This is a genomic window from Pseudomonas sp. fls2-241-TYG-175, from assembly GCF_030209155.1.
Classification (GTDB): domain Bacteria; phylum Pseudomonadota; class Gammaproteobacteria; order Pseudomonadales; family Pseudomonadaceae; genus Aquipseudomonas; species Aquipseudomonas viridiflava.
Map to the genome: position 1 here is coordinate 22,026 of NZ_JARVSO010000018.1, position 23,838 is coordinate 45,863.

Annotated in this window: 21 protein-coding genes; 11 read left to right on the forward strand and 10 right to left on the reverse strand. The window is 60.2% G+C overall.

Annotated elements, in window-relative coordinates; all coding sequences use genetic code 11:
- Positions 1–16 precede the first annotated feature (16 nt).
- The 3 genes from QRN20_RS14825 to QRN20_RS14835 all read left to right on the forward strand — a co-directional run bounded on the left by QRN20_RS14825 (position 17) and on the right by QRN20_RS14835 (position 2,774).
- Positions 17–1,582 carry an ABC transporter substrate-binding protein gene (locus tag QRN20_RS14825; RefSeq protein WP_029242705.1) on the forward strand — a complete coding sequence of 522 codons (1,566 nt, stop codon included), beginning with the start codon at positions 17–19 and terminating at the stop codon, positions 1,580–1,582.
- Positions 1,583–1,653: 71 nt separating this feature from the next.
- A complete protein-coding gene (locus QRN20_RS14830) occupies positions 1,654–2,178 on the forward strand; it encodes a CMD domain-containing protein (protein WP_285360668.1) in 525 nt (174 codons plus the stop codon).
- Positions 2,175–2,774 (forward strand): peroxidase-related enzyme, encoded by a 600-nt coding sequence (locus QRN20_RS14835; RefSeq protein ID WP_122559546.1) that lies wholly within the window; start codon positions 2,175–2,177, stop codon positions 2,772–2,774. The genes QRN20_RS14830 and QRN20_RS14835 overlap by 4 nt, the downstream gene beginning before the upstream one ends.
- A gap of 52 nt (positions 2,775–2,826) precedes the next feature.
- Here the strand turns inward: QRN20_RS14835 and QRN20_RS14840 are convergent, their stop codons facing one another.
- On the reverse strand, positions 2,827–4,266 hold the full coding sequence (locus tag QRN20_RS14840) for a fatty acid desaturase (protein WP_122559545.1): 1,440 nt from the start codon (positions 4,264–4,266) through the stop codon (positions 2,827–2,829).
- 218 nt (positions 4,267–4,484) lie between these two features.
- On the opposite strand from QRN20_RS14840, the gene QRN20_RS14845 reads away from it, so the two are divergent.
- Positions 4,485–5,150, forward strand: a complete 666-nt coding sequence (locus tag QRN20_RS14845; RefSeq protein WP_122422201.1) for a hypothetical protein — start codon at positions 4,485–4,487, stop codon at positions 5,148–5,150.
- Positions 5,144–6,259, forward strand: a complete 1,116-nt coding sequence (locus QRN20_RS14850) for a hypothetical protein (RefSeq protein ID WP_122545142.1) — start codon at positions 5,144–5,146, stop codon at positions 6,257–6,259. The genes QRN20_RS14845 and QRN20_RS14850 overlap by 7 nt, the downstream gene beginning before the upstream one ends.
- A 9-nt stretch (positions 6,260–6,268) precedes the next feature.
- Here the strand turns inward: QRN20_RS14850 and QRN20_RS14855 are convergent, their stop codons facing one another.
- Together QRN20_RS14855 and QRN20_RS14860 are read right to left on the reverse strand one after the other, a co-directional pair.
- Positions 6,269–7,189 (reverse strand): lipase family protein, encoded by a 921-nt coding sequence (locus tag QRN20_RS14855; protein ID WP_004885494.1) that lies wholly within the window; start codon positions 7,187–7,189, stop codon positions 6,269–6,271.
- Positions 7,189–8,079, reverse strand: a complete 891-nt coding sequence (locus tag QRN20_RS14860) for a metal-dependent hydrolase (RefSeq protein WP_122454277.1) — start codon at positions 8,077–8,079, stop codon at positions 7,189–7,191. Before QRN20_RS14860 ends, QRN20_RS14855 begins: the two co-directional genes overlap by 1 nt.
- A gap of 194 nt (positions 8,080–8,273) precedes the next feature.
- Between QRN20_RS14860 and QRN20_RS14865 the strand changes: the two genes are divergently transcribed.
- Genes QRN20_RS14865 through QRN20_RS14875 form a run of 3 tightly spaced genes read left to right on the forward strand, consistent with a single transcriptional unit; the run spans position 8,274 to position 11,862 of the window.
- Entirely contained in the window at positions 8,274–9,191 is a 918-nt protein-coding gene (locus tag QRN20_RS14865) for a fatty acid desaturase family protein (RefSeq protein WP_122419892.1), read from the forward strand.
- On the forward strand, positions 9,191–10,783 hold the full coding sequence (locus QRN20_RS14870) for a GH3 family acyl-acid amido synthetase (protein ID WP_122545141.1): 1,593 nt from the start codon (positions 9,191–9,193) through the stop codon (positions 10,781–10,783). Before QRN20_RS14865 ends, QRN20_RS14870 begins: the two co-directional genes overlap by 1 nt.
- A complete protein-coding gene (locus QRN20_RS14875) occupies positions 10,780–11,862 on the forward strand; it encodes a Rieske 2Fe-2S domain-containing protein (RefSeq protein WP_162998901.1) in 1,083 nt (360 codons plus the stop codon). The genes QRN20_RS14870 and QRN20_RS14875 overlap by 4 nt, the downstream gene beginning before the upstream one ends.
- Here the strand turns inward: QRN20_RS14875 and dhaL are convergent.
- The 7 genes from dhaL to QRN20_RS14910 all read right to left on the reverse strand — a co-directional run bounded on the left by dhaL (position 11,859) and on the right by QRN20_RS14910 (position 19,192).
- Positions 11,859–12,515: a dihydroxyacetone kinase subunit DhaL gene (gene dhaL / locus QRN20_RS14880; RefSeq protein ID WP_004885485.1), complete on the reverse strand. Its 657-nt coding sequence runs from the start codon at positions 12,513–12,515 to the stop codon at positions 11,859–11,861. The genes QRN20_RS14875 and dhaL overlap by 4 nt on opposite strands.
- A 3-nt stretch (positions 12,516–12,518) precedes the next feature.
- Complete coding sequence (locus QRN20_RS14885; RefSeq protein ID WP_285360660.1) at positions 12,519–13,520, reverse strand: dihydroxyacetone kinase subunit DhaK; 1,002 nt, start codon at positions 13,518–13,520, stop codon at positions 12,519–12,521.
- A gap of 40 nt (positions 13,521–13,560) precedes the next feature.
- A complete protein-coding gene (locus QRN20_RS14890; protein WP_122467078.1) occupies positions 13,561–14,676 on the reverse strand; it encodes an MDR/zinc-dependent alcohol dehydrogenase-like family protein in 1,116 nt (371 codons plus the stop codon).
- 27 nt (positions 14,677–14,703) lie between these two features.
- A complete protein-coding gene (locus tag QRN20_RS14895; RefSeq protein ID WP_122414375.1) occupies positions 14,704–15,459 on the reverse strand; it encodes an SDR family oxidoreductase in 756 nt (251 codons plus the stop codon).
- A 208-nt stretch (positions 15,460–15,667) separates the two neighbouring features.
- Positions 15,668–16,678 carry a substrate-binding domain-containing protein gene (locus QRN20_RS14900; protein ID WP_004885479.1) on the reverse strand — a complete coding sequence of 337 codons (1,011 nt, stop codon included), beginning with the start codon at positions 16,676–16,678 and terminating at the stop codon, positions 15,668–15,670.
- Between the two features lie 52 nt (positions 16,679–16,730).
- Positions 16,731–17,708: an ABC transporter permease gene (locus QRN20_RS14905; RefSeq protein WP_025995851.1), complete on the reverse strand. Its 978-nt coding sequence runs from the start codon at positions 17,706–17,708 to the stop codon at positions 16,731–16,733.
- The gene (locus QRN20_RS14910) at positions 17,705–19,192 is read right to left on the reverse strand and encodes a sugar ABC transporter ATP-binding protein (protein ID WP_285360663.1); all 1,488 of its coding nucleotides are present in this window, start codon (positions 19,190–19,192) and stop codon (positions 17,705–17,707) included. Before QRN20_RS14910 ends, QRN20_RS14905 begins: the two co-directional genes overlap by 4 nt.
- Before the next feature lie 278 nt (positions 19,193–19,470).
- Here QRN20_RS14910 and rpiB point away from each other — a divergent pair, with 278 nt between their 5' ends.
- From rpiB to QRN20_RS14925, 3 genes are all read left to right on the forward strand, one after another.
- Positions 19,471–19,932 (forward strand): ribose 5-phosphate isomerase B, encoded by a 462-nt coding sequence (gene rpiB, locus QRN20_RS14915; RefSeq protein WP_004885473.1) that lies wholly within the window; start codon positions 19,471–19,473, stop codon positions 19,930–19,932.
- Positions 19,933–19,995: 63 nt separating this feature from the next.
- Positions 19,996–20,976, forward strand: coding sequence for a sugar-binding transcriptional regulator (locus tag QRN20_RS14920; RefSeq protein ID WP_004885472.1), 981 nt, complete (start codon positions 19,996–19,998; stop codon positions 20,974–20,976).
- Between the two features lie 263 nt (positions 20,977–21,239).
- Positions 21,240–23,606 carry a membrane-bound PQQ-dependent dehydrogenase, glucose/quinate/shikimate family gene (locus QRN20_RS14925; RefSeq protein WP_096766954.1) on the forward strand — a complete coding sequence of 789 codons (2,367 nt, stop codon included), beginning with the start codon at positions 21,240–21,242 and terminating at the stop codon, positions 23,604–23,606.
- Positions 23,607–23,838 lie beyond the last annotated feature (232 nt).

The window sequence follows — 23,838 nt, forward strand, 5'->3', positions numbered from 1 at the left end:
CGTACCAGGAATTCTCATGAAACCACTTGTTCGTTCCCTGTTAGCTTCAGCCCTTGTTCTGGCCGCAGGCAGTGCGGCGGCGCAGAGCCTGCGTATCGGCTATGCCGACCCGATCTCATCCCTCGATCCGCAACTGAACAACTACGCAGGAGACCGTTCGGTCGCCTTGCATGCGTTCGAGTCGCTGGTCAGCCGCCGCGACGACAAGACGCTGCCGGGCCTGGCGAAAAGCTGGAAAGTGGTCGATGACACCACGTGGGAGTTCGACCTGCGTGATGACGTCAAATGGCAGGACGGCCAGCCACTGACTGCGGATGATCTGGTGTTCTCCTTCGAGCGCGCCCGCAACGTGCCGGGCAGCGTGGCGTCCTACGCCGGAGCCACGCGCACGGTTGCATCCGTGACCGCCAGGGACGACCACACGCTGATCATCAAGACCCGCCTGCCCAACGCCAACCTGCTGCCGGACGTCGATTCGATCTACATCGTCAGCCGTCACGCAGGCGCCAACGCCAGCAGTGCCGACTACAACTCCGGCAAGGCCATGATCGGCACCGGCCCTTATCGTTTCGTGTCGTTCGTGCCGGGCGACCGAACGGTTTTCGAGCGCAACGATGCGTACTGGGGCGCGAAGCCGACCTGGGACAAGGTCGATTACCGTTTCATCGCCAACGCGGCCAACCGGACTGCCGCATTGCTGGCAGGCGACGTCGATGTGATCGACAAGGTTTCTCCGACCGATGTGGCACGCTTGCGCCAGACACCGACGGTCAAGGTCTATGCCTATCAGGGCCTGCGGGCGTTGCTGATTCAGCCGAGTTTCCGCGCCGGCCCCAACGAATTCATTCGCGACAATGCGGGCAAGCCGCTGCCCGAAAACCCGCTGCTCGACGTCAGGGTGCGCAAGGCACTGTCGCTGGCCATCAACCGTCAGGCCATCAATGAACGCATCATGCAAGGCACCGTGACCGAGGCCAATCAGTGGATGCCAGCCAATACCTTCGGTTACAACCCGGACGTGAAGAACATCCCGTATGACGCGAAGCAGGCCAAGGACCTGCTGGCGCAGGCCGGATTTCCCGAGGGCTTTCAATTGACCGTGCATGTGCCTGGCGATCGCTACCCGCAGGCACCGGAAGTGATGCAAGCCGTCGCGCAGTTCTGGTCGCGCATTGGCGTCAAGGTCCAGCTGGAAGTGCTGCCATGGGCGGTTTATGCCGGTAAGGCCAACAAGAACGAACTGGCGATCAGCGTCATCGCCTGGGGTAACGGAACGGGCGAGGCGGCGTACGCGCTGACCAATATCCTGACCACCGTCGACAGCGCCAAGGGGCAGGGCGCATCCAACTGGGGTCACTACAGCAACCCGTTGGTGGACAAGGCGCTCGCCGACTCGACCGCCGAATTCGATGAAGCCAAACGCCGCCAGATTCTTCAGGACTCGGTCAAGGTCGTCAGCGATGACGTGGGCATCATTCCATTGTTCCACTATCAGAACATCTGGGCAGCGCGCAAAGGCCTGAAAGTCGAGCCACTGGTCAGCGACCGCACAGCTGCGACCATGGTCACCGAACAACCCTGATCTCTCTGCCTTCGCATCAGCATTTGACGCGCGGTGCGAAGGCCACACTCACAGTGAGAATGCCCATGACGTTGACGACTGAAATTCACCCACAGCCGGATCTGCTCGACAGTCTGCTGAATATTGCGCCAGGCAGCCCTTTGCACCAGATCCGCCACGCGCGTGAAAAAGTGGCTTCGGCAACCCAAGGCAGTCAGAACCTGTTTTTCGATCCGGCGCTGGATAACGACCTGTCGCTGAGCGAGCGCCTGTGGGTGGCCTATTACGCCGCAAGGCTCGGCGAGCAGGCCACGCTGACCGCGCATTACCTGAAGCAATTGCAGGCTCTGGGAATAAAAGCTTCGGTACTGGCCGACGTCGATGCGGGCGCCATTGATGTACTGGACGATGCACGGCTGGCGGCGATTCTGCGTTTCACCCGCACGTTGATCGAGTCGCCGGTGCATGGTGATCAGGCCGCGCTGCTGGCATTGCAGCACGAAGGGTTGAGCACCGCCGAAATCGTGGTGCTCGCACAGCTGATTGCGTTTATGTCCTATCAAGTGCGTCTGGCCGCCGGGCTGGCTGCACTGCACTCTGCCGGAGCAGCCCAATGAGCGAGCTTATCGAAAGCAATGGCTTCACCAATCAGGTGCTTGGCTGGAAAGCCTGGCTGCCCACCGTCGATCTGAACAGCGCTACGCCTGAACAGCTCGCCGTGCTTGAAGAAAGCCATCCGCAGGCCAAAACCTCGGATTACTACCTGACCCTGGCGCATCACCCGGCGATTCTTCGTCAGCGTTCTCAGGCATTCAACGCCATCATGTACGCGCCAGGTGGTCTGTCCCGCGCCGAGCGGGAACTGGCCAGCACCGTGGTCTCTCGCATCAACAGCTGTGTGTACTGTGCCTCGGTGCATGCGCAGCGCTTCGAGCAACTGGCCAAGCGCAACGACGTCATCGCTCAGGTGTTCGCCGACCCGGCTACCGCAGGGACCAATGATCGGGAGCGCGCTATCGTCCGGTTCGCCATCGACCTGACGCTTGAACCCGCTTCGCTCAATGCCGGAAGTATCAGCGCGCTACGCGAGCAGGGGCTGGACGACGCACAGATACTGGACCTGATCCACGCGATCTCGATTTTCGCCTGGGCCAATCGGTTGATGCTGAATCTGGGGGAGCCGGTGTTTCCCGAGGTGTGCTCAGAAAGCTGAGCCGACGTGCCAGGGCATTTGCCTGACCCAGGCAGGTTTGCCGCAAACCGGGCTAACGGCGCCTGGACCACATCAAGTCGGGCAGCTTGCGGGACGCTATCAGTGCCTCGTCGGCGCTGACTGTCGTGGGCAGTGCATGCCACGGAACACCTGCGGCCCGGTGATGCTGCAGGTGCAGGTTGATGTGATAGGGCCAGATGAAGAACCGTCCCAGCCAGCCCACGCGCCATGAGTAGGTCCATGCCTGCCAGCCGGGTGTGGAGCCGGGACCGCCGCTGTGTTCGGCCATGCTGCGGATTTTCTGAAGCAGGGCGCCGAGCGTGACGAGCGGGACGAACCACAGCATAGCCAACAGCGCCAGTTGGTGCGCCGAACACTGCCAGACAAGAAGCGCCAGAATGAAAACCCACACCAGCACGCCAGCAATCAAAGGACGCGTCACCGGCAACGGCGCACCCCCGCTGGCCCGGTAAGCGATCAGGTTGCGCACGGTGTTGACCAGCAGGAGGTCGCCCGCCAGTTGCCTGAGCAACGGCCCGGCGCCCAACGGTGTGAAGCACCAGGGTTGACGGTGGTATAGAAAACGCCGTTCTGGATCCTGCTCGGTGCCAAGATGTCGATGATGCTCAAGGTGCAGAGGCCGGTAGAACTCGATTGGAACAAGCCCCGGAACGCCGATGGCGGCATTGATCAGAAAGTCGTTGACGCTGCGCCGACGCGTCAGGTGGTAGTGCGTGGCATCGTGATACAAGACAAACAGGGCATGCTGTCGGGCGGCGATGATGATCATGGCCGCGACGCAGATTCTCCAGTCGGCCATATACAGCGCAATGCGCAGTGTAACGATGATGCACAGCCACTCCAGCAACAGCGCTCCCATTGTGCGCAGGTCTATGGCAAAGCGTCTGAGCAACAGCGTCAGCGCTGCGCAGCCCACCCCAATGGCAACGCCAAAGGCCATGTCGGCGAACAGATGTTGCCCGGTCGTCATGACGCTCATCATCAGCACCAGACTCCACACGGCAAATGCCAGGGCATGGCGCACCCTGAGGCCGAACAGGGTAAGGGCGATTGCAACGGGCAACGCCACGTGCCCGCTGGGCGACGCTGCCAATGGTTTGTCCAAGTGATACAGCCAGTCGAGCGCCGCATGAAGGCTGTCCGGGCGTACGATCATGGTCGGCAAAAACAAGTGGCAGACCAGACACAGCCCGGCGGCCAGTGCGCCAGCAAAAAATACTGGCAGCAGCCAGTCTGACGTGCGCCCCAGAAAGACAAGCACGGGCATCACCAGCATGTAACTCAAGTAGAGCGGCAGCGACAAAGGCAGCATAGGGATATAGCGGTCGACGGCCCCCGGCTCGATGACGTTAACCACGCCCATTGGAAAATGCGTCACCAGGAAATACAGCACGCCGGTGACCAACAGGTAGGCGATCAGCCAGGCAAAAGGGCGGGTGACTGGGTTCGGGTCGAGTCGAGAAGGGGGCATGTACGGACGGCCTGGATCAAAGGTTGGCAAGTGCGGGTAACCGGGGGGATCCGCTCGCAGTCGGGGCTGCAACGTCAAAACGGCAGACAGTTTGATTGCCCTGAGCGGTCCACCCCGTCAGAATCCGGCCAGTGTGTTTCCAACTATCGAAGTCTTCCATGAGTTTGCGCGCTACCACCGTTGAATGTGCTGATCTGTCACTGAATGAAATCAAGCAGATGTTCGAACTTTACTCGGCTTGCTATCAGGATACCTGCCGGATTCGGTTTGGACACGATCTTGATGACAAGACGCATTGCGTCATTCTGCGTGACGCGGGTGATCGAATCGTCGGTTTTACGACGTTGAAGCTGTTCGAGATGCTCTGGCAGAACCAGCTGAAAAGATTTGTGTTCTCCGGCGATACAATCATCGATCCCGAGCACTGGGGCAGTCAGCAACTGACGTTTGCCTGGTCGCGGCTCGTGGGCGATCTGTGGCGACAGCGTCCGCAGGTTCCTTTTTACTGGTTTCTGATCTGCAAGGGGCATCGCACGTATCGCTATCTGCGCGCCATGATACTGAATTATGCGCCGCGTGCAGGTCAGGTGACAGCTCCGGACGTGCAGGCGTTAATGGATCATCTGGCCACCACCCACTTCGGCGATGCGTACGACTCGACGACAGGCTTGCTGCGCTTCCAGACGCCTCAAGGTCGCCTCGTTCCAACGCTGGCAGAGGTGCCGGAGAACCACTCAAGGCTTGAGGAGGTCGCCTATTTTCTGGAGCGCAACCCGGGCTATGCCAACGGGGACGAGTTGGTGTGCCTGTGCCAGCTTACGCCTGAAAACCTGCGCCCCTTCGCCCGACGCCTGTTTGTCACCGCGCAGCCTTCTGCGTGTTGATTCGTCAGGCGCTCCCTTCGGACAATCCGCAGCTGCTTGATTTTCAGAAGCGCCACGCGATGCCTGGCCGCGTACCTCTGCGCTTTGATCGCAGCCCGGATTATTTTGCCTTGCATCGCTGCCACGCACCCGACCACCGCACCTGGCTGGCTTCAAGCGAGGACGGGGTTGTGAAAGGCACCGCCAGCCTGGTTGTTCGTGAGGGTTATATGCATCACGGTGTCGAGCAGGTGGCCTATCTGGGCGATTTGCGTCTCGTGCCTGACCGGGCACTGTCCCGCTCTTGGATGGCGCAAGTGCAGTCGCGACTCGGCGAGCTTTCACTGGAAACCGGTGTTCAACACGCCTATTGCTGCGTCATCCGCGACAACACGCTGGCGACACGGTCGCTGCTCAGACGTCGCCAGGCCAACCCCCTCAAGCTCGCGCACTGGCGCGGCTACAGCAACGTTTCGATTTACGCCCAACGTGGTTGGGGCAGTGCGCCGCGCATCCCGGCCCATGTGCGCGTCATACAGGCAACGCCGAGCCATCTTGATGTGCTAAGAGCGTTTATCGACGACGAGTCGGCTCAGCAGCCGTTCGGCAATGTGTTTAGCGAAACAGAGTTCAGCAGAAGGTTGCGAGACTGGCCTGGTTTCAGCCTTGATTCATTCCTGATCGCGGTAGACCCCTGCGACAACATTCTGGGATGTGTCGCGCCGTGGGATTCCGGACAGATCAAGCGCATCGTGGTTGAGCAGCTACCGGCAGGACACCAACTGTTGCGGCGCGGATACAACGCACTTGCACCGCTCGCAGGCAGGCCGGGCATTGCCGCGCCGGGTGACGCGCTACAGGATATCTACCTGACCCACCTACAGATAAAACGACGTGACCCGGCGGTGTTTGCCGCTCTGCTGGATGTCGCCTGGGCACAAGTTTGTGGGCAGTACGCCTTGATGCAGCTTTGTCTGTACGACGGTGATCCGCTTTGGCCCGCGATGAATCGCTACCGCTCAATCTCTACCGCGATGGATTTGTACACAGCACCCTGTAATCCCGAGGCGCGGCCGTTTCTCAGTGAAAACGCGGATCGGATTCCAGGTTTCGAAATCTATCTGGTGTAGCCGTCAAGTCTAATTGGCCTGCGGATTCCGGCTGGACGGCTGAAGAACATCCAGCAGCGTCATCCAGAAACGGACCTGATCGAAACCTCCGCCCCCGAGCACTGGCTGGCCATGATCCAGATGGGGCAGGCAGATCTGCGGCACGTTGGGCAGGCACAATCGTTCGATATAGAACTGACCGTCGTGGGCGTGTCGAGGGCGCAATCTGTCGAGCCGCGTGTGATGGGTGTCGAGAAATGAATGCCCTGACGCAGACCAACTGACCACATGCACGGCGTTCAGATTGCCGGGCAACTCATCGAGCAGCTGGGTTATTTTCGGGTCGCGGCGACTGCTGATGTCCCGTGTCGCGCCTGCCAGCCAGCGCGTATTGACCAGCGTACGGCGCAGCCGGTCAAACCGGTAGTATGGGGCAGGGAGGCCCGTTCGGCCGATGCCGGGTGTACGGTCCAGCAATTCATCCACCAGCGTTGAAGCGCCAGCAGGCGGCTGGACCAGTGCGATGCCGTCACAGGCTTTCTGGAGTTCATTAGACTGTGCCAGCGCGGCGAGCGCATCGAGGCCCCCCTTGCTGTGGGCCAGCACCACAAAGCGCTGACCCTGCCTCAGATGAGTCGCGAGCACTTTGCTGATATGCGAGCCCTGCGCCATGACACCTCTGGATGAGCGCACGGGCACACGCAACACTTCATGGCCTGACGATTTCAACGCCCGAGGAACGCCATGGAAGCAGCGAGGCATGAACTCCGAATAGAGGCCCGCGATCAGCACAATCAACGTGGATTTCGGGAGTCGAGCCTCAGGCTGATGCCAGCAACTGATAAAACGGTCAGTCAAGTCCAGAGGCGCTGGCGGACGCACAAACCCGGTTGCCGGAAAGAACGATTGCCAGTCATCGAAGCCTTCGGGTGTCCAGGTCGGTCGCGCCATCAGTGCTCTGCCTGCGCAGCGGGCACGAAAGACTCGTCAAAGGCCCGACGGGCATCCTCAAGCACGTCGCGGCTGTCCAGTCGGTCCGGATGAAAGCCTGGCACGAACCAGAGCAGCGCTGCCGGCACGATGCGCGTCAGCAGGCCGGGATTCACGAACAGCCACCACTGCAATCGCAACCACTCCCGCCAACTGTGATGTTGCCGATCACTTCGCACCAGTATGTAGGTGAAATGCGTCAGGTCGAACAGGAAGCTGGCTGCCACGATGAACATCAATGCACAGCGCCGCAGATAACCTCGCAACCGGTTGGTTTCGACCACGCACATGACGTCGAACGCCACCGCCTTGTGCTCAGTCTCTTCAATGGCATGCCAACGCCAGAGTCTGGCCATGACCGGATCCGCACCCGCCAGCACGCCGGGGTTACGCAATACCTGATCGGAGATGATCGAGGTCAGATGCTCCAGGCACGCCGTCAGGGCCAGTCTTATCGGTGCAGGCAACCAATCGTTTCTCTCGATGCGCCGCTGCAACAGGCTTTCAAGATGCTCGACGGGTGCGCCCTGAGCCTTCAGCCACAGGTTATAAGCCCGATGTTCACGAATATGCGTGGCCTCTTGATAGACGAAACCGTCAACCGCTTTGAGTAGTGTGGGGTTTCGTTGAATAAGAGGGCGATAGTGCATGACGCTTTCAATGAAAACCCTTTCGCCAACCGGAAACATCAGCGACAGGCCGTCAAAAAAGCGGGTGATGTGCGGCCGACGATGATGCCAGTGGCGAGGGATGCTTTCGTCAAGCATGAAGCGGACGGACCTGTGGGGGATTTCCACGGCGTTTATCTGCGCCGCCGAGCGTTTGGACAGCAGGCGTTTGAAAATCGACATGTCGCGCAGATTACCTTAGTCATCAAGGCGCACAGGCTACCGCGTTTGGCGGTGTCGAGCGACAGTACCTTACCCATAGAGTCGGCATGCACAGCTGCAAGCCCCGAATGGCACCGGACCCTCAGAGGGTTCGATACATTGTTGGCGCACCGGTATACTCCGTGGTTTGTCACAGGGACAGGGTGTGCTCGATCATGGATACTTCGCCATCACAGCGGTTCGACATCGCTAACCTGAGCGTTGTGGGCGCACAAACCCTGCTATGGGCCACAACGCTGACCTGGCTGTCCCACGCTCATTCAGGTGCCTGGAAATGGCTGGTGCTGATTCCGTTCTGCCTGATCATGCAGGGCGTCTTTTCCATGATGCACGAGGCCTTTCATGGTCTGGCGCACAGCAGGAAAACGACCAACTATTTGATCATGTGGTGGGCCTCGACCTTGTTTGGCGCTTCTGCCACGCTGATCCACATCAACCACCTGGGCCACCACACGCGTAATCGCACTCGCGCAGAACTGGCTGATTTCGCGATGCCCGACGAATCCCTGCTGCGAAAGCGGCTTGAATATTACTTCGCCGTGCTCGGCGGAATATGGCTGGCGGCGTTTATTGGCAGCCTGTTACTCCCGTTGCTGCCCGCACGTTTCGCTGATCGATGGGCGCAACGGGGTGAGGTCAATACCTATGCGGCCGCGTTCAAGGACTTTTCCGTCCAGGATTTTCGGCGCATTCGCCTCGAAGTCGTCGCCAGCGTGAGCGCCTGGCTGCTGGCCGCCCTGGTGCTGGGTTGGACGTGGCACGTCGTGCTGATTGCCTACATTGCGTTCGGTTTTTCATGGTCATCGCTGCAATGGGTCTATCACATGCGCACACCGATCGATGTTGTCGAGGGGGCCTATAATTTGCGCGCGCCGCGTGTGGTGCGCTGGGCCTTCCTGAATTTCAATTACAACCTGACGCACCACCGGCATCCCTCCATGCACTGGCAGCACATGCATGCCGCCTCCAATCTGAAGGAAACGCGGCCTCTGTGGTACGGCTGGTTACAGGTGTTCAGTCCGCCGCAGCGTATGCCTGAAGATGTGTCGTCGCTCGACAAGACCTATTTCTGATGCGACCTGTCGATCAATCAAAACATGCGCTGTGGCGCTCGTTCTCTGACGGCGCACAGTCAACCCTCGATCACTGGCACGCAATGTTCGAGGAGCCTGAGCTCACTCAGGAGCGGATACTTCAGCGTTTGCTCGCCGCCAACCGCGACAGCGCGTTCGGGCGCGCTCATGAATTCGCCTCCATAACCGATTCGACCCGGTTCCGCGAAAAGGTTGCAATGCAGACCTACACGCAGCTTGCACCTTGGATACAGAGGGCCCAACGTGAGTCGGGGCCGATACTGACCCGCGAGGCGCCCTTGTTTTTCGAGCGCACGAGCGGCAGCAGCGCTGTTCAGAAACACATTCCCTACACACGCTCGTTCCTTGGCGAGTTGCAGGGTGCGCTGACCGTATGGCTTGCCGATATGCACCGCCATATTCCCGAAATAGGCGACGGCAGCGGGTATTGGTCAATGTCGCCGCCCATGCAGGCGCAGGCGATAGCCGAAAATGGCATCGCCATCGGTTCGACCAGTGACTTGGCCTACCTGGAGGGCAGTGCGATTGCTTCATTGGCGGGTACGTTGTTGATGCCCGACCTGGTTGAGGACGCAACGCGCTGGCGCAGGCAAACACTGTTGGCGCTGGTGGCCGCTGAAGACCTGAGCTTTATCAGCGTCTGGAGCCCGACCTTTCTCACCAGCCTGTTGCAACCGCTGTTTGACATCGACTCGGCCGATAACCGCCATGTGTTTGACTGGGTGGAGACTCAGTTACCCGCCGAGCGTCAACAGGCGCTACGCCATGCCAGAGCAACCGGGTTGTGTACCCGCCTGTGGCCACGATTGGCAGCAGTCAGTTGCTGGATGGATGGGCCTAGCCACGGGTACGCAACGCGATTGGCGTCGCATTTTCCTCAGGCCCGGTGGCTGCCCAAAGGCTTGCTCGCCACCGAAGGCGTGCTCAGCATACCGGTGGGCGCCGGGCCGGGTTGTCCACTGGCAATCGGCAGCCACCACCTCGAATTTCTCGACGAAAACGGCTCGTCGCGTGGTGCCCACTCGCTGCGTATGGGTGAGACTGTCCAAGTACTTTTGACCACCGGGAGCGGGCTGTATCGCTATGCCCTCGGCGACAGGGTTCGCGTCGTGGGTCACACCGGACGCACACCCCGCGTGGAGTTTATAGGCCGCGCCGCCAACACCTGTGATCTGGTGGGAGAGAAACTGGATGAGCCATTCGTCGAGCGTGTTTTGCAGGGTTGCCTCGACACAGCCGACGACGCTTGCCTGGTGGCCGACGCACAGGCCTCGCCAGCGAGCTACACCGTCCTGCTGGCAAGCTCTGCCACGGGCGAGGTCAACGGTCTTGCGGAAGCAATCGACCGTGCGCTGCAAGCGTCTTTTCACTACGCACAGGCACGAAAACTGGGGCAGTTGGGGCCGGTCTGCGTTCGCGTCGTCAGCGGGGGCGCGCAACGGCTTGCAGGATTGTTACAACGGGCTTCTGAAATCGGCGGGATTCGCGCTGGCGATGTAAAGCCCGGCCGGCTGATCAGTCGGCTGGAAACTGCCCGAGCCCTCCTTGCCATGACGGAAAAAGATCTGTGACTGCCCCCGTGAACCGCGAAAATCCAACGCCTCATGACGCGACGCTCGAACACTGGTACGTGGCCTGCACCGCAAGGGAATTGAAGAGCAAGCCGCATCGCGCCACGATACTGGGCCTTAATATCGTGTTGTTCCGGCAGAAAAGCGGGCATGTCGTTGCGCTCCTCGATCAGTGTGTACACCGAGGTACGCGATTGTCGGCAGGCAAGGTCGCTGACGACTGCCTTGAATGCCCTTACCACGGCTGGCGTTACGACGCGCAGGGTCACGTGGTCCATATTCCGAGCGTCGACGCCGATAAGGCCTCGCCGCGATCGCCGGGCTACCACTATCGGCAACGGCACTTTGCGGTGTGCGAGCAGGACGGTCTGGTCTGGGTCTACACCGGCACGGGCGAGGCCCATGCCAAACCGATATTCAGGTTGCCTGCTTACGGTGAGCAGCCGTGGCAGTCTTACTTCATGCTCAATACCTTCGAAGCAGACGTCGGCAGCCTGGTACAGAACTTTCTGGACGTACCCCACACGGTGTTTGTCCACGAGGGTATTTTCAGGTCAAGCAGCGGCAGAGCGATGGAGGCGACGCTGGCCTGCAAGGCCCACAGCATCGAAGTGTCCTACCACGACGAAGCCGACAAGATCGGCATCCTGCACTGGCTGACCAATCCGGATGCCGAACCACTTGTTCACACTGATCGGTTTCTGGCGCCCAACGTGACGTTTTGCGACTACCTGTGGGGGCGGCGCTCGGGATTTCTGATCGTTAGCCAGATCACTCCGGTCAACGAACGTCAGTCCAGGGTCTACACCTATATCGCGTACCGCTTTCCAGTGCCGCGCTGGATGCTACGGCTGATGCGTCCGCTCATCCACCTTTATACGCACCTCGTTATCCAGCAGGACGTGAAGATCATCCGTGCCCATCGGGAAGGTCTGGATAATGTAGCGAACTTCAAACCTTGCAATGTTCCGGCCGATGCCATTCATGTGGGTGTCGAGCAGATGCTGGCAGCGGTGAGGCGTGGCGAAGCCTTGCCGCCAGCCCAGCGCCGCGAGCAGCGAATCAGGTTTGAACTCTAGGGCAGGGCACCGACCAGCCGTGGCTGCACCGAATCCGCCAGCCGGGTCAGGATCAGACAGCACGACACCGCGCCGGCATCCAGCACGCCGATAGAGCGTTCGCCCAGACGGCTGGCGCGGCCGATTTTGGCCATCAGGTCCCTGGTCGAGTCGCGTCCCTGTGAGGCTGCGCGTTTCATGGCTTCCAGCGCATCGTTGAACGAGGCGCCCGAGGCGTGGGCCTGTTCGAAGGCTTCGACGGCTGGAATCAAGGTGTCCATCAGGCACTTGTCGCCCACGCCCGCTTCGGTGATGTCCTGCAGGGACGTGAGCCCGCCGCGCAACAAATGTGCGAAAGTTGCTGCGTCGATCTGCTCACTGCCGCGTACTTCATCGGCCATCCCAATGAACAGGCTGCCGTACAACGGACCCATGGAGCCGCCGATGCCTTCCATCAGGCTCAGCGTAAGTTCATCGAGTGCCTCGGCAAGGGTCAGTTGTCGACCCTCGATGCTGCGACCGCAGTGGGCAAAACCCTTGGCCATGTTGATGCCGTGGTCACCATCACCGATGGCACCATCGACTTCACTGAGGTATTCACGGTTGGCCACGATCACGGTGACCAGATCGGTGACGATGGCGCTACCGTCACGAGAGGAAAAATGCTGGCTCATGGTTCATTCCGCCTGGGTCATGCCGATGGAACGGCAAGGGTGGTCGATCAGGGTTTTCAGCTCGGCGTCCAGGCCCAGCAGGGTCAGGGTCACGCCCATCATTTCCAGGGACGTGAAGTAGTTACCGACGTAGCAGCGATGAATGTTCAGGCCGCGCGCCTTGAGCTGGCGTTCGACTTCGGCGTAGAAGATGTAAAGCTCCATGACCGGCGTGGCGCCGAGTCCCGACACCAGCACCACGACGCTGTCGTCCTGATGGAAATCCCGGTCGGCGAGAATCGGTGCCAGCATGCGTTCGGCCATGGCGCCGGCGGACTCGATGGGGATGACCTCAATGCCGGGTTCGCCGTGGTGGCCGATACCCAGTTCCATCTGGCCGTCCGGGATCTGGAAGTTGGGCTTGCCGACTGCCGCGATGGTGCAGGGCGTCAGGCCGAAGCCGATGGAGCGGCACTGATCGACGGCTTTCTGGGCGACACGGATCACGCCGTCCAGGTCGTAGCCCAGCGCTGCGGCAGCGCCGCCGGTCTTCCACATGAAGATTTCACCGGCCACGCCGCGACGTTTGGCAATGTCGGCTTTGGGTGCCGAGGCCACGTCGTCATTGGCGACCACGGTGCGAATCTGCAAGTCCTTGCTGGCGGCCATTTTCATCGCCAGCTTTACGTTCATGTTGTCACCGGCGTAGTTGCCATACAGGCAGGCCACGCCAGCGCCACGATCAGCTGCGCGGAAAGCATCGAAGAAACTTTTGGCGGTAGGGGAAGAGAATATCTCGCCGACTGCCACGGCATCGACCAGGCCGGGGCCGACATAGCCGAGAAACGCTGGCTCGTGACCCGAACCGCCACCGGTGACGATGCCGACCCGGCCGTGGGGTGAAGGCGTGGTCTTGCTGATGACTCGGGGATTGCTGTCGCCTTGCGACAGCTCGGGATGCGCAACCAGAATGCCGCGCAGCATGTCCTCGACCACTTGGTCGGGATCGTTGATGACTCGATTCATAACGCGGTTTCCTGTGTTCTTTTTATAAGGAGCGTGCGTGTTACGGTTCCAGCACCACTTTCAGCGACTTGTCGCCGCGTTCCATCACGGCGAAGGCTTCCTTGAAATCGGCGAGGGGGAATTTGTGGGTGACCACGTCTCGCATGTCGATCTTGCGATTGCCAATGAAATCGATGGCGCGTGGGTACATGTAGGGGCCCAGGTGTGAGCCCAGCACGTCCAGTTCCTTGCGGTCGCCGATGATCGACCAATCTACCGTGGCCTCGTCGTTGAACACACTGAATTCAACGAAACGACCCAGCTTGCGCAGCATTGCCAGGCCCTGGTTGACCGCCTTGTGGTGTCCGGTGGCTTCTATATAGATGTCGCAGCCGTAGCCTCCGGTGATTTCGCGGATCTTTGCCAATACATCGACCTCGGCCGGGTTCCAGACTTCATCCGCACCCATGCGCAGGGCGAGGGCGGCGCGTTCGGGTTTCATGTCCAGCACGATGAGCTTTTTCGGGTTACGCATGCGCACCGCGCCGATGATGCCCAGGCCCAGCGTGCCGGCCCCGGCAACCACCACCACGTCGTCGAAATCGACATTGGCGCGTTCTGCTGCGTGCAGTGAGCACGCCAGCGGCTCGATCAGAATCGCCTCGTCCGGCGCGATGGAGTCGGGCACTTTGTGGATGATGCCTTCCTTGGTGAAGATCATGTATTGGGCCATCGCGCCCTGAACATTGTTCTGAAAACCATACAAGTCGTGCTTCTGGCACATCCAGTACTGACCGTGGTTGCAGAAGCGGCAGCCCCAGCACGGTACGATCTGCTCGGAAATCACCCGGTCGCCAATCTTCACCCCGCGTTTTTCGGCACCCGGGCCGAGGGCGACCACGCGGCAAACGAACTCGTGGCCGGGAATCATAGGCGGTTTGACGTAGCGCGGCTGCTCGGCATCGCCCCAGAATGAGGGCGCGCCGCGATAGGTCTTGATGTCGCCCATGCAGATTCCGCACAGCTCGACCTTGGTCAGGATCTCATCAGGGCCGGGCGTCGGGACGTCGACCGTTTCAAGCCGGTAGTCTTCCGGGCCATGACAGACCACGGCCTGCATGGTGGCGGGAATCACGGGAGAGAGTTGTTCGGCGGTGCGTTCGGTAGCGGTGGACATGACGAAACCTCGCGACAGAAAAGGGGGTTACTGAATGCTGTAGCCGCCGTCGATCACCACGTTCTCTCCGGTGATCATGGCGGCGACGTCGCTGAGCAGGTAAAGCGCCAGCCCGGCAACTTCTTCCGGCTGGGCGAAGCGTCCCGCCGGGATCTGCAATCTGGCCTTTTCACCCAGCTCGCCCGCCCAGGCTTTCTTGCCCAGCGCGGTTTCGACGATGGTGGGGGAGATGGCATTGACGTTGATGTGCGGCGCCCACTCCATGGCCAGCACTTTGGTCATGCCGACCACCGCAGCCTTGCTGGCGCAGTAGGCGACATGCCGATCCAGACCGATCACCGCAGCCTGTGACGCCAGGTTGACGATGCGCCCGCTGCCTTGGGCGAGCATGTGCCGTGCGCAGGCCTGAGCCACGAAGAAGCTGGCCTTGAGGTTGATGTCCAGCGTGGTGTCCCAGGCGTCTTCGCTGACATCGACGGCCTTGTCCAGCAGCGCGACGCCTGCGCTATTGACCAGATAATCCAGGCGTTTGAAGTGGTCAAAGGCGGTGTCGACGCTGCGTTGCACCTGATCGAGCTGACGCAGGTCCACGGCGATACCAAGATGGCCGTCGCCCAGGCGTGCGGCGACCTCAACCACCGCAGGGTCACGGTCGAGCAACGCAACCCGCGCACCGCGCTCGACCAGCAGGCTGGCACAGGCCAGACCGATCCCGGCCGCGCCGCCCGTGATGACGGCGCATTTGCCGGTGAGGTCGAAGGCCTGATTCCAGAATCCAGACATGAACATGACTCCTGTTGTTGGAGGGAACACACTGATCGTGCCCATCGCGTGGGCATGCAGCCCGTGACGCTCTGCGTCATATCCGAGAGCGGACGCGGAGCGTCCTGGGCGGCGTTCCCACGCAGAGCGTGGGAACGATCAGTTTCGTATTTCGCCATCAGAACTTGTGTGACGCCGAACGCAGCGCATCGGAACGATCAGCAGAGGGTTACTTGCCGCCACTCACCTGTTGATACAGCGCATCGGCGTTGGCGTCGGTCACCGGCACCCATGGCAGGATGTAGTTCTTGTCGGTGCCATCACCCCATTTCACGTCTTTGGCGTAACGCTCCCAGATCACGGACTGCGGCTTGTAATCCTTGCCGGCGAGGGCGCGAAGGGCGACGTCCAGTGCGCCTTGGGACTGGGCCTGGGCATCCTGCAGGAAGGTGGTCACTTCGTTTTTCTTGGCAGCCTGAATGGCGTCCGGCATGCCGTCGATGGAGGTGACGGGCACTTCAGCAGGGGTCAGGCCGCGTGATTTGACGGCTTGCAAGGCGCCGAGCGCCATGTCGTCGTTCTGGGCGATGATCCCGGAAATGCCGCCATTAGGGTGCGCATTGAGCCAATCTTCAGTCAGGGCCAGCGCTTCGGCACGCGACCAGTTGGCGGTTTTCATTTCAATGATCTTGATATCAGGGTGTTTCTTCAGGACTTCCATTTCGCCCTTTTCACGGTCGATCTGGGCCGACTGGCCAATCGGCCCCTGAATGATCACCACGTTGCCCTTGCCTTTGATCTTGTCGACCATGGCCTGAGCCTGCAGGCGTCCGCCCTCGACATCATCGTTGCCGACGTAGGGCACTTTGGTCCCGGCCACACGAGTGTTGGACGCGATGACCGGAATATCGTTTTCCATGGCGCGGGCCACGGTGCCGACGCCGGCCTTGGTGTCGATGGGCACGAAGATGATCGCGTCGTAGTGCTGGGTGATCATGGTTTCGATCTGGTTGTTCTGGGTCAGCGCGTCGTAGTTGCCGTCGAACACGGTGATTTGCACGGTGCCATCCTTGACCGCCGGGTGCTGCTTGAGCTCGCGAACCCAGTTCTGCATGAACTGGCCTTTGAGCCCGTAAACGGCTGCGCCGATCTTGTAGGTCTTGCCGTCAGCTGCCAGGGAAATGCTGCTGGCAAGCAGGGTGAGCGCCGCGACAGCGGCCAGGGATGTGCCGAATTTCATGATGAGAACTCCGTTATTGTTGTAGTCAGTCGTTCATTCAGAGGAAAAGCGATTAGCGTTTCTTCTTGCGCCACACGTCGATCAGTACTGCGAACACGATGATCAGGCCCTTGGCGACCTGCTGGTAATAGGAGGACACGCCGAGCAGATTCAGGCCATTGTTGATCACGCCAATCAACAGCGCGCCGAACAGGGTGCCTACGATGCTGCCCGTGCCGCCCGACAGGCTGGTGCCGCCGATGACCACAGCTGCGATGGCATCCAGTTCATACGACATGCCGGCCTGGGGCAGGGCGGACGTGGTTCGCGCGGACAGCACCACACCCGCCAGCCCTGCCAGCAATCCGGAAACCACGTACACCGAGAACATCACCTTGCGCACGCCGATGCCTGAGGTGCGGGCGCTTTTCTCGTTGCCACCCACGGCGTACACGTAGCGGCCGTAGGTGGTGTAACGCAGCACCATCCAGAAAATCAGCGCCACCACAGCGAAGATGATGATCGGCACGCCAATCGGACCGATTCGCCCGGTGCCCAGCGCCAGATAGGCTTCAGGCAAGTCAGTCACCGGGCTGCCGTCGTTGAGGATGAAGGTCATGCCGCGCGCGATGCTGAGCATGCCGAGGGTCGCGACAAAAGGCGGAATCGACAGGTTGGCAACCATGAAGCCGTTGACCACCCCGAGCATTGCCCCGGCGAACATCCCGGCACTGACCGCCGCCAGCAATCCATAGCCCTGAGTCGCAACCAGCGCGCTGCACAGCCCGGCGAACGCCAGAATCGAACCGACCGACAGGTCGATGCCCTTGGTCAGAATCACGTAGGTCATGCCGACCGCGAGAATGCCGTTGATGGAGGTCTGGCGCAGGATGTCCATCCAGTTGCGCCAGGTCATGAAGTATTCGCTGGAGAACGCCATCACGATACACAGCACGATGAACACCAGCGGCAGGCCGAAACGGTCCAGGGACAGACGCAGGCGGCTTCGGGGTGCAGCGTTAGCGGGGGCGATGACAGTTTTGGCATTCATGAGGCAAGACTCAACAGGGCTTCCTGGGAAAGGTCGGTGTCGCTGCTGATCGTTACCAGCTTTCCGGCCTTGAATACGGCGATTCGGTCACTCAGGCGCAACAGTTCCGGCGCTTCCGAAGACACCACGATGGCAGCGCCACCGGCGCGCACGAACTGGTCCAGTAGGTGATAGATCTCCTGCTTGGCGCCTTCGTCGATGCCCCGGGTCGGCTCATCGCACAGCAGGCAGACGGGCTCGGTGGACAGGCACTTGGCAAGCACCACTTTTTGCTGATTGCCGCCACTCATGGAGGCGACGGGCAGGTCCAGTGAAGTGGTCTTGATCTGCAGGCGTCTGACCATGTCTTCGGCTAGACGGCTTTCCTTGCGTGCGTCGATCAGCGACCAGGTCGACAGACGCTTGTACGCCGAGAGGGCAATGTTGGAGAGAATGCTGCTGGTCAGCACCAGGCCGCTGTCCTTGCGGTCTTCGGTCACCAGCGACATGCCTGCGCGTATCGTTGCCTTGGGCAGGCCGACCGGCATGGGCTTGCCCTGCAGGGTAACGGTGCCTGAGTCCGGCGTGGTCAGTCCGTATATACAGTTGAGAAATTCGCTGCGCCCCGAGCCCATCAGGCCGTAGATGCCGAGAATCTCGCCCTGACGCAGTTGAAGGCTGATGTCGTGGAACTCGCCGTTGCGACTCAGGCTGTCAACGTTCAGGCAGCATTCGGCAGCGCATTCGCGACCGACTTTGTGGTCGATGCGCGTCAGCTCCTGGCCGACGATGCCGCGCACCAGATGGGCGCGATCAATGTCCGCCATGCGGCCGGTTTCGACAAAAGCCCCGTCGCGGAAGATGGTGTAGTCATCGGCAATCTGTGCGAGCTCGCTGAGGCGATGGGACACATAAACGATACCGGCGCCTCGCGCGGTCAGACGGCGAATGGCTTTGAACAGCGTTTGTGCTTCGCGCTCGCCGATGGCCGAGGTGGGCTCATCCATGATCATGACTTCGCAGTCGTGACTGAAGGCCTTGGCGATTTCTACCAGTTGAATCTGCGCCACGCTCAGGCGATGCATGGGGCTGGTGGCCTCGACCTCGAATTCCAGGCTCTCCAGCAGCTCGCGGGTGCGCCTGTTGAGCTCGCGGGTATCGACAATGCAGCCCGCACGACGCGGCTCGCGGCCCAGCCAGATGTTTTCGGCGACGGTCATGTACGGGATGGGCTCGAGTTCCTGGGTGATCATCGCGATCCCAGCAGCCAGCGCATCGCCTGGGCGATTGAATTGCACCGGATTGCCGTTGAGCAGAATGGTGCCCGCGTCACGCTGGGTGATGCCCATCAGAATACTGAGAAAGGTCGATTTGCCTGCGCCGTTGCCGCCGCACAGGGCGTGAACACTGCCTGCGCGCAATGAGAGTCGACCGTCACGCAGGGCAGGGATGCCGGCGTAGGCCTTGGCGACATGTTCAGCCTGGAGCAGTAATGGCATAGCCATCGGCGTGTCCTCGTGCTGTGAATTCTTATTAGGTGCACTGGTGTGGCTCAGTGAGCATATGTGTATCAAATGAAATTCTGTGCAGTCAATCTCTTTCCTCGATAAATTTCGAAAGGCTTTTAAATCGGGGTTAAAGCTGGTTTTTAAGCGATCGTTTGAATCTGTGTCGAAAACTTCCTTGACAGTATCCCGGTAATATCTGAGAAATAAGTGATCGGAATTTCACCGATTGAACATTTGGTCAGTGATATGTGACCCCGGCAGTGGAGCCAAACGCCATGAACACACTTTTCCCGGTGGCTATCGGATGCGACGAAGCGGGTTATGAACTCAAAGAGTTGTTGAAGCGGCACATCGAAACGCTGGGGCACCCGGTAACCGACTTCGGCACCCACTCGACAGCGCCGGTGCTGTATCCGGACATCGCCCTTGCCGTGGCAACCGCCATCAATGCCGGGCAGCAGCGGCTGGGCATACTGGTGTGCGGGACGGGAATCGGCATGGCGATCTCGGCCAACAAGGTACTAGGCATTCGTGCAGCGCAGGCCCACGACACTTATTCGGCAGAACGGGCGCGCAAGAGCAACGATGCGCAGATCCTGTCCATCGGTGCGCGGGTGATCGGCGTGGAGCTGGCGAAAAGCATCGTCAAGTCATTTCTGGAGTCGGAGTTCGAGGCGGCGCGCTCGGGTGCCAAGGTCGACCGCATCAGCGCCATCGAGCGCGACGGGCATCAGTAGTGGACGCAGAGGGCCGGGAGTAGGGAGAATGCGCCTTTGACGTCGAAACGGAAGCCCGTCCACATGAGTGACAGTAACCAGCGCATGGCCAGCGACATCGATCTGATGACCGAGGTCGCGATGCTTTATTACCTCGAGAACGTCACTCAGGAAGCCATCGCCAAACGTTTTGACCTGTCCCGCGCAAAAGTCAGTCGACTGCTCAAACGCGCGCGTGACGAAGGCATTGTCGAAGTGCGTGTTCTGCAGCATCCGGCGATGAACAATGAACTTGAGCAGGCGCTGGTCGAGCGCTTTCAACTGGATCGCGCTCTGATTGCAGTCGATCACAGCGACCCCGACACCCAGCGTTCTGCCGTCGCGAGTCTGGTTGCCAACTACCTGAACAAGACCCTGAGTGACGGCATGATCGTCGCCGTCGGCATGGGCCGCAATGTGGGTGCGGTGGCGGACAATGTGTTCCTGCCCGTGACCCGCAACTGCACCTTTGTCTGTGCCATCGGTGGCTCGCTCAAGGCAGGCGAGTACATGAACCCCGATCACATCTGTCGCCGTCTGGCGCTGCGTTTCGGCGGCGAAAGCGAAAGCCTGTACGCCCCGGCGCTGGTCGCCAATCCTGAATTGCGTGGCGTGCTGATCAATAACGACACCGTGCGTTCTACCCTGGACCGTGCGCGACGTGCCGACATTGCCTTGATCGGCATCGGTGACATGAGTGAGAACAGCAACATGGTGCGCATGGGCTGGTTCTCGCCACAGGAAATCGCTCAGGCCCGGCTGTCCGGCACGGTAGGCGACATGATGGGCTACGACTTCATCGACATCCACGGCCAGCCCGCGGTCAATGCCATACAGGGCAGGGTGATCGGGCTGACGGTGCAGGAGCTGTTTCGCATCCCGGATGTGGTGGCCATCGCCAGCGAAAATACCAAGGCGGCGGCGACACTGGGCGCTTTGCGTTCCGGTGTGATCAACACCCTCGCGACCACTGTGACCAACGCTCACACCATCCTTGCGCTGGATGACGCCACGCGCAAAGTATGATGACCTGACGGTTTGTTGCCTTGCCAACACTTTCATAAACCGCTTTACTGCGTTTCAGTGCCGAACAGGTATGTCGTCAGACAACCTTTTCGGCTGTCTGGATGCAGGTCTCGTGGAAGGCACCACCACGTCTTCTAAATCGCACTGTCGTTCAGTAAACGCGGGACCGTGGGGGGCGGCTTGTCGGCGATGGCTTCAGCCGCCGCTTGAAAAACACGCGCTCAACACACGGTTTCATCACATAACAAGAAAGGACAGGGACGATGATTTTAAGAGCGACAGGTATCGTGATGGCGATACTGAGCATTGCGCTGCTTTATATGGGAGCACAACTGGTAGCGGTGGGCGGCTCCCCGGCTTATTCGGTGATTGCCCTGGGCGTGCTGGCCACCGCAGTACTGGTGTTTCTGAAGAAAAAATCGGCGTTGACGCTGTATGCGCTGCTGATGTGGGGGATTGTGCTGTGGATCGTCTACGAAGTCGGCTTTGATAAATGGCAGTGGATTCCACGGGGCGACCTGTTCGCGCTGATCGGTTTCTGGCTGGCAATGCCTTGGGTAGTGCGCCCGTTATTGCGCAACCAGGCTGCCGGCAGCAATCGCGGCTTTCACCCTTTTCTGGGCAGCACTGTCGCCATCATGGCGCTGATCGTGATTGCGCTCATGTTCTACGACCCCTATGCAGTGAAGGGCCAGATTGGCACCTCGACCGCATCACGCAGTACCGAGGTCGCTGGTAATGAATGGGCGGCTTATGGCGGCACCCCAAGCGGTCAGCGTTTCTCGAGTCTGGATCAGATCAATCCGCAGACCATCAACAAACTGTCGGTGGCCTGGGAGTACCACACCGGTGATCTGCGTGACGCGGACAAGGATGCTGGCGAATACACTTTCGAAGCCACGCCGTTGAAGGTCAACAACCGCGTATATGTGTGCACCCCTCATAACGAAGTACACGCCATCAACCCGGAAAACGGCAAGCCGGACTGGAAATACACCCCGGAGAAAACCCGTTCCTACCTCCAGCAGCACCAGACCTGCCGTGGCGTGAGTTACTACGCCGCGCCTACGGCTCAGAACGCACCGGCAGCGCAATGCGCAAAACGCATCATCATGGCCACGGCAGACGCCAGACTGGTTGCGCTCGATGCCGACACTGGCAAGCTCTGCAGCGATTTTGGCAGCAATGGTGTAGTCGATCTGCACGACAACATGGGCAAAGTCCGCCCGCACGCCCTGATGCAGACCGCCGCGCCGCTGGTAGCCGGGGATCTCATCGTGCTCGGTGGCTCGGTGATGGATAACGGTTATGACCAGGGCAACCCGTCTGGCGTGATTCGCGCCTACAACGTCACCACCGGCAAGCTGGTCTGGAATTTCGATCCCGAAAATCCACAAGACACCGCGCCTGTTTCCGCAGAACAGAACTATCCGCAGGACACCCCGGTGGCATGGGCCACGTTGAGTGCCGACCTCAAAAACGGTCTGGTGTACGTACCGTTCGGCAATGCGTCGCCTGACGAAACCGGTACCCGTCGAGACCCGAACAGCAATACCGAAAAATTCCGTGACGCGCTGGTGGCGCTGGATCTTAAAACCGGTGCGTTCAAATGGAAGTTCCAGACCTCCCACAACGACCTGTGGGATCGCGATAACCCGTCGCAGCCTTCGTTGCTTGATCTGGGCAAGGAGGGCAGCAAACAGCCTGCACTGCTGTTGCCGACCAAGGTGGGTAACATCTTTGTACTCAATCGTCTGACCGGTGAACCGATCACGCCTGTCGATCAGGCCAGGGTGCAGACAGCAGGTGGCGTGCCGGGCGAACGCTTTGCGCCGACACAGCCGGTTTCAAGGCTCAACTTCATTCCGCCGCCGCTGACCGAGAAGTCGATGTGGGGCGTCACGCCGTTCGATCAGATGGCCTGCCGCACCACCTTCAACACGCTGCGCTACGATGGCAATCCCTGGACGCCGGCCACCGAGTCCGGTTCGCTGATCTATCCCGGAAACATCGGGGTATTCAACTGGGGCTCTGTAGCGGTAGATCCTGACCGGCAGATTCTGGTAGCAACGCCTGTGCGTCTGGCCTACATCTATAACCTGATCAAGCGTCCCGAGCAGGATCAGGAGAAGCGTCTGTTCACCAAGGATGGCAAGCCGTACTGGAACGAAAACTTCAACGGCGATTATGCGATCCGCATCTCGCGACTGGCATCTGGCCTGGGTATCCCTTGCACCGCGCCGCCCTGGGGCAGCATGGTCGGTGTGGACCTGAACACAGGCAAGACCGAATGGAAACGCCGGGTCGGGACTACCAAAAACCTCAAGACCAGCTTCATGGAAGACCGCTTCCCAGTCGGGTTTCCCATGGGAATGGTGGCCCATGGCGGTCCGTTGGTCACGGCAGGCGGTGTGGTTTTTCACGGGGCAACGGCTGACAATTTCATCCGCGCCTACGACGTGAACACCGGCGAAGTGCTCTGGCAATACGAACTGCCTGCAGGTGGGCAGGCGACGCCTTCTACCTACACCGGAAGCGATGGCAAGCAATACGTGATCATCTCCGCAGGTGGCCACGGTTCTCTGGGCACGACGCTGGGTGACAGCGTGATCGCGTTTCGTCTGAACTGAGCAGCACGCCCGATTCTGCCCGGAGAGCGCTCGTCGTTATATACAAGTCTGATCGGCGCGTTTGAGATCACGCTGATCGTTCCCACGCCCAGCGCTCATCGTTATACACAAGTCCGCAAGACGCGCAAAACGGGGGGGCAAAACGAAAGTGACTGACTGAATGCATACCCCGTGGGCGGCGGCTTGCCGGCGATGGCGTCCGTTCAGTCACTGATAGGTCGCTTCAGAAAAA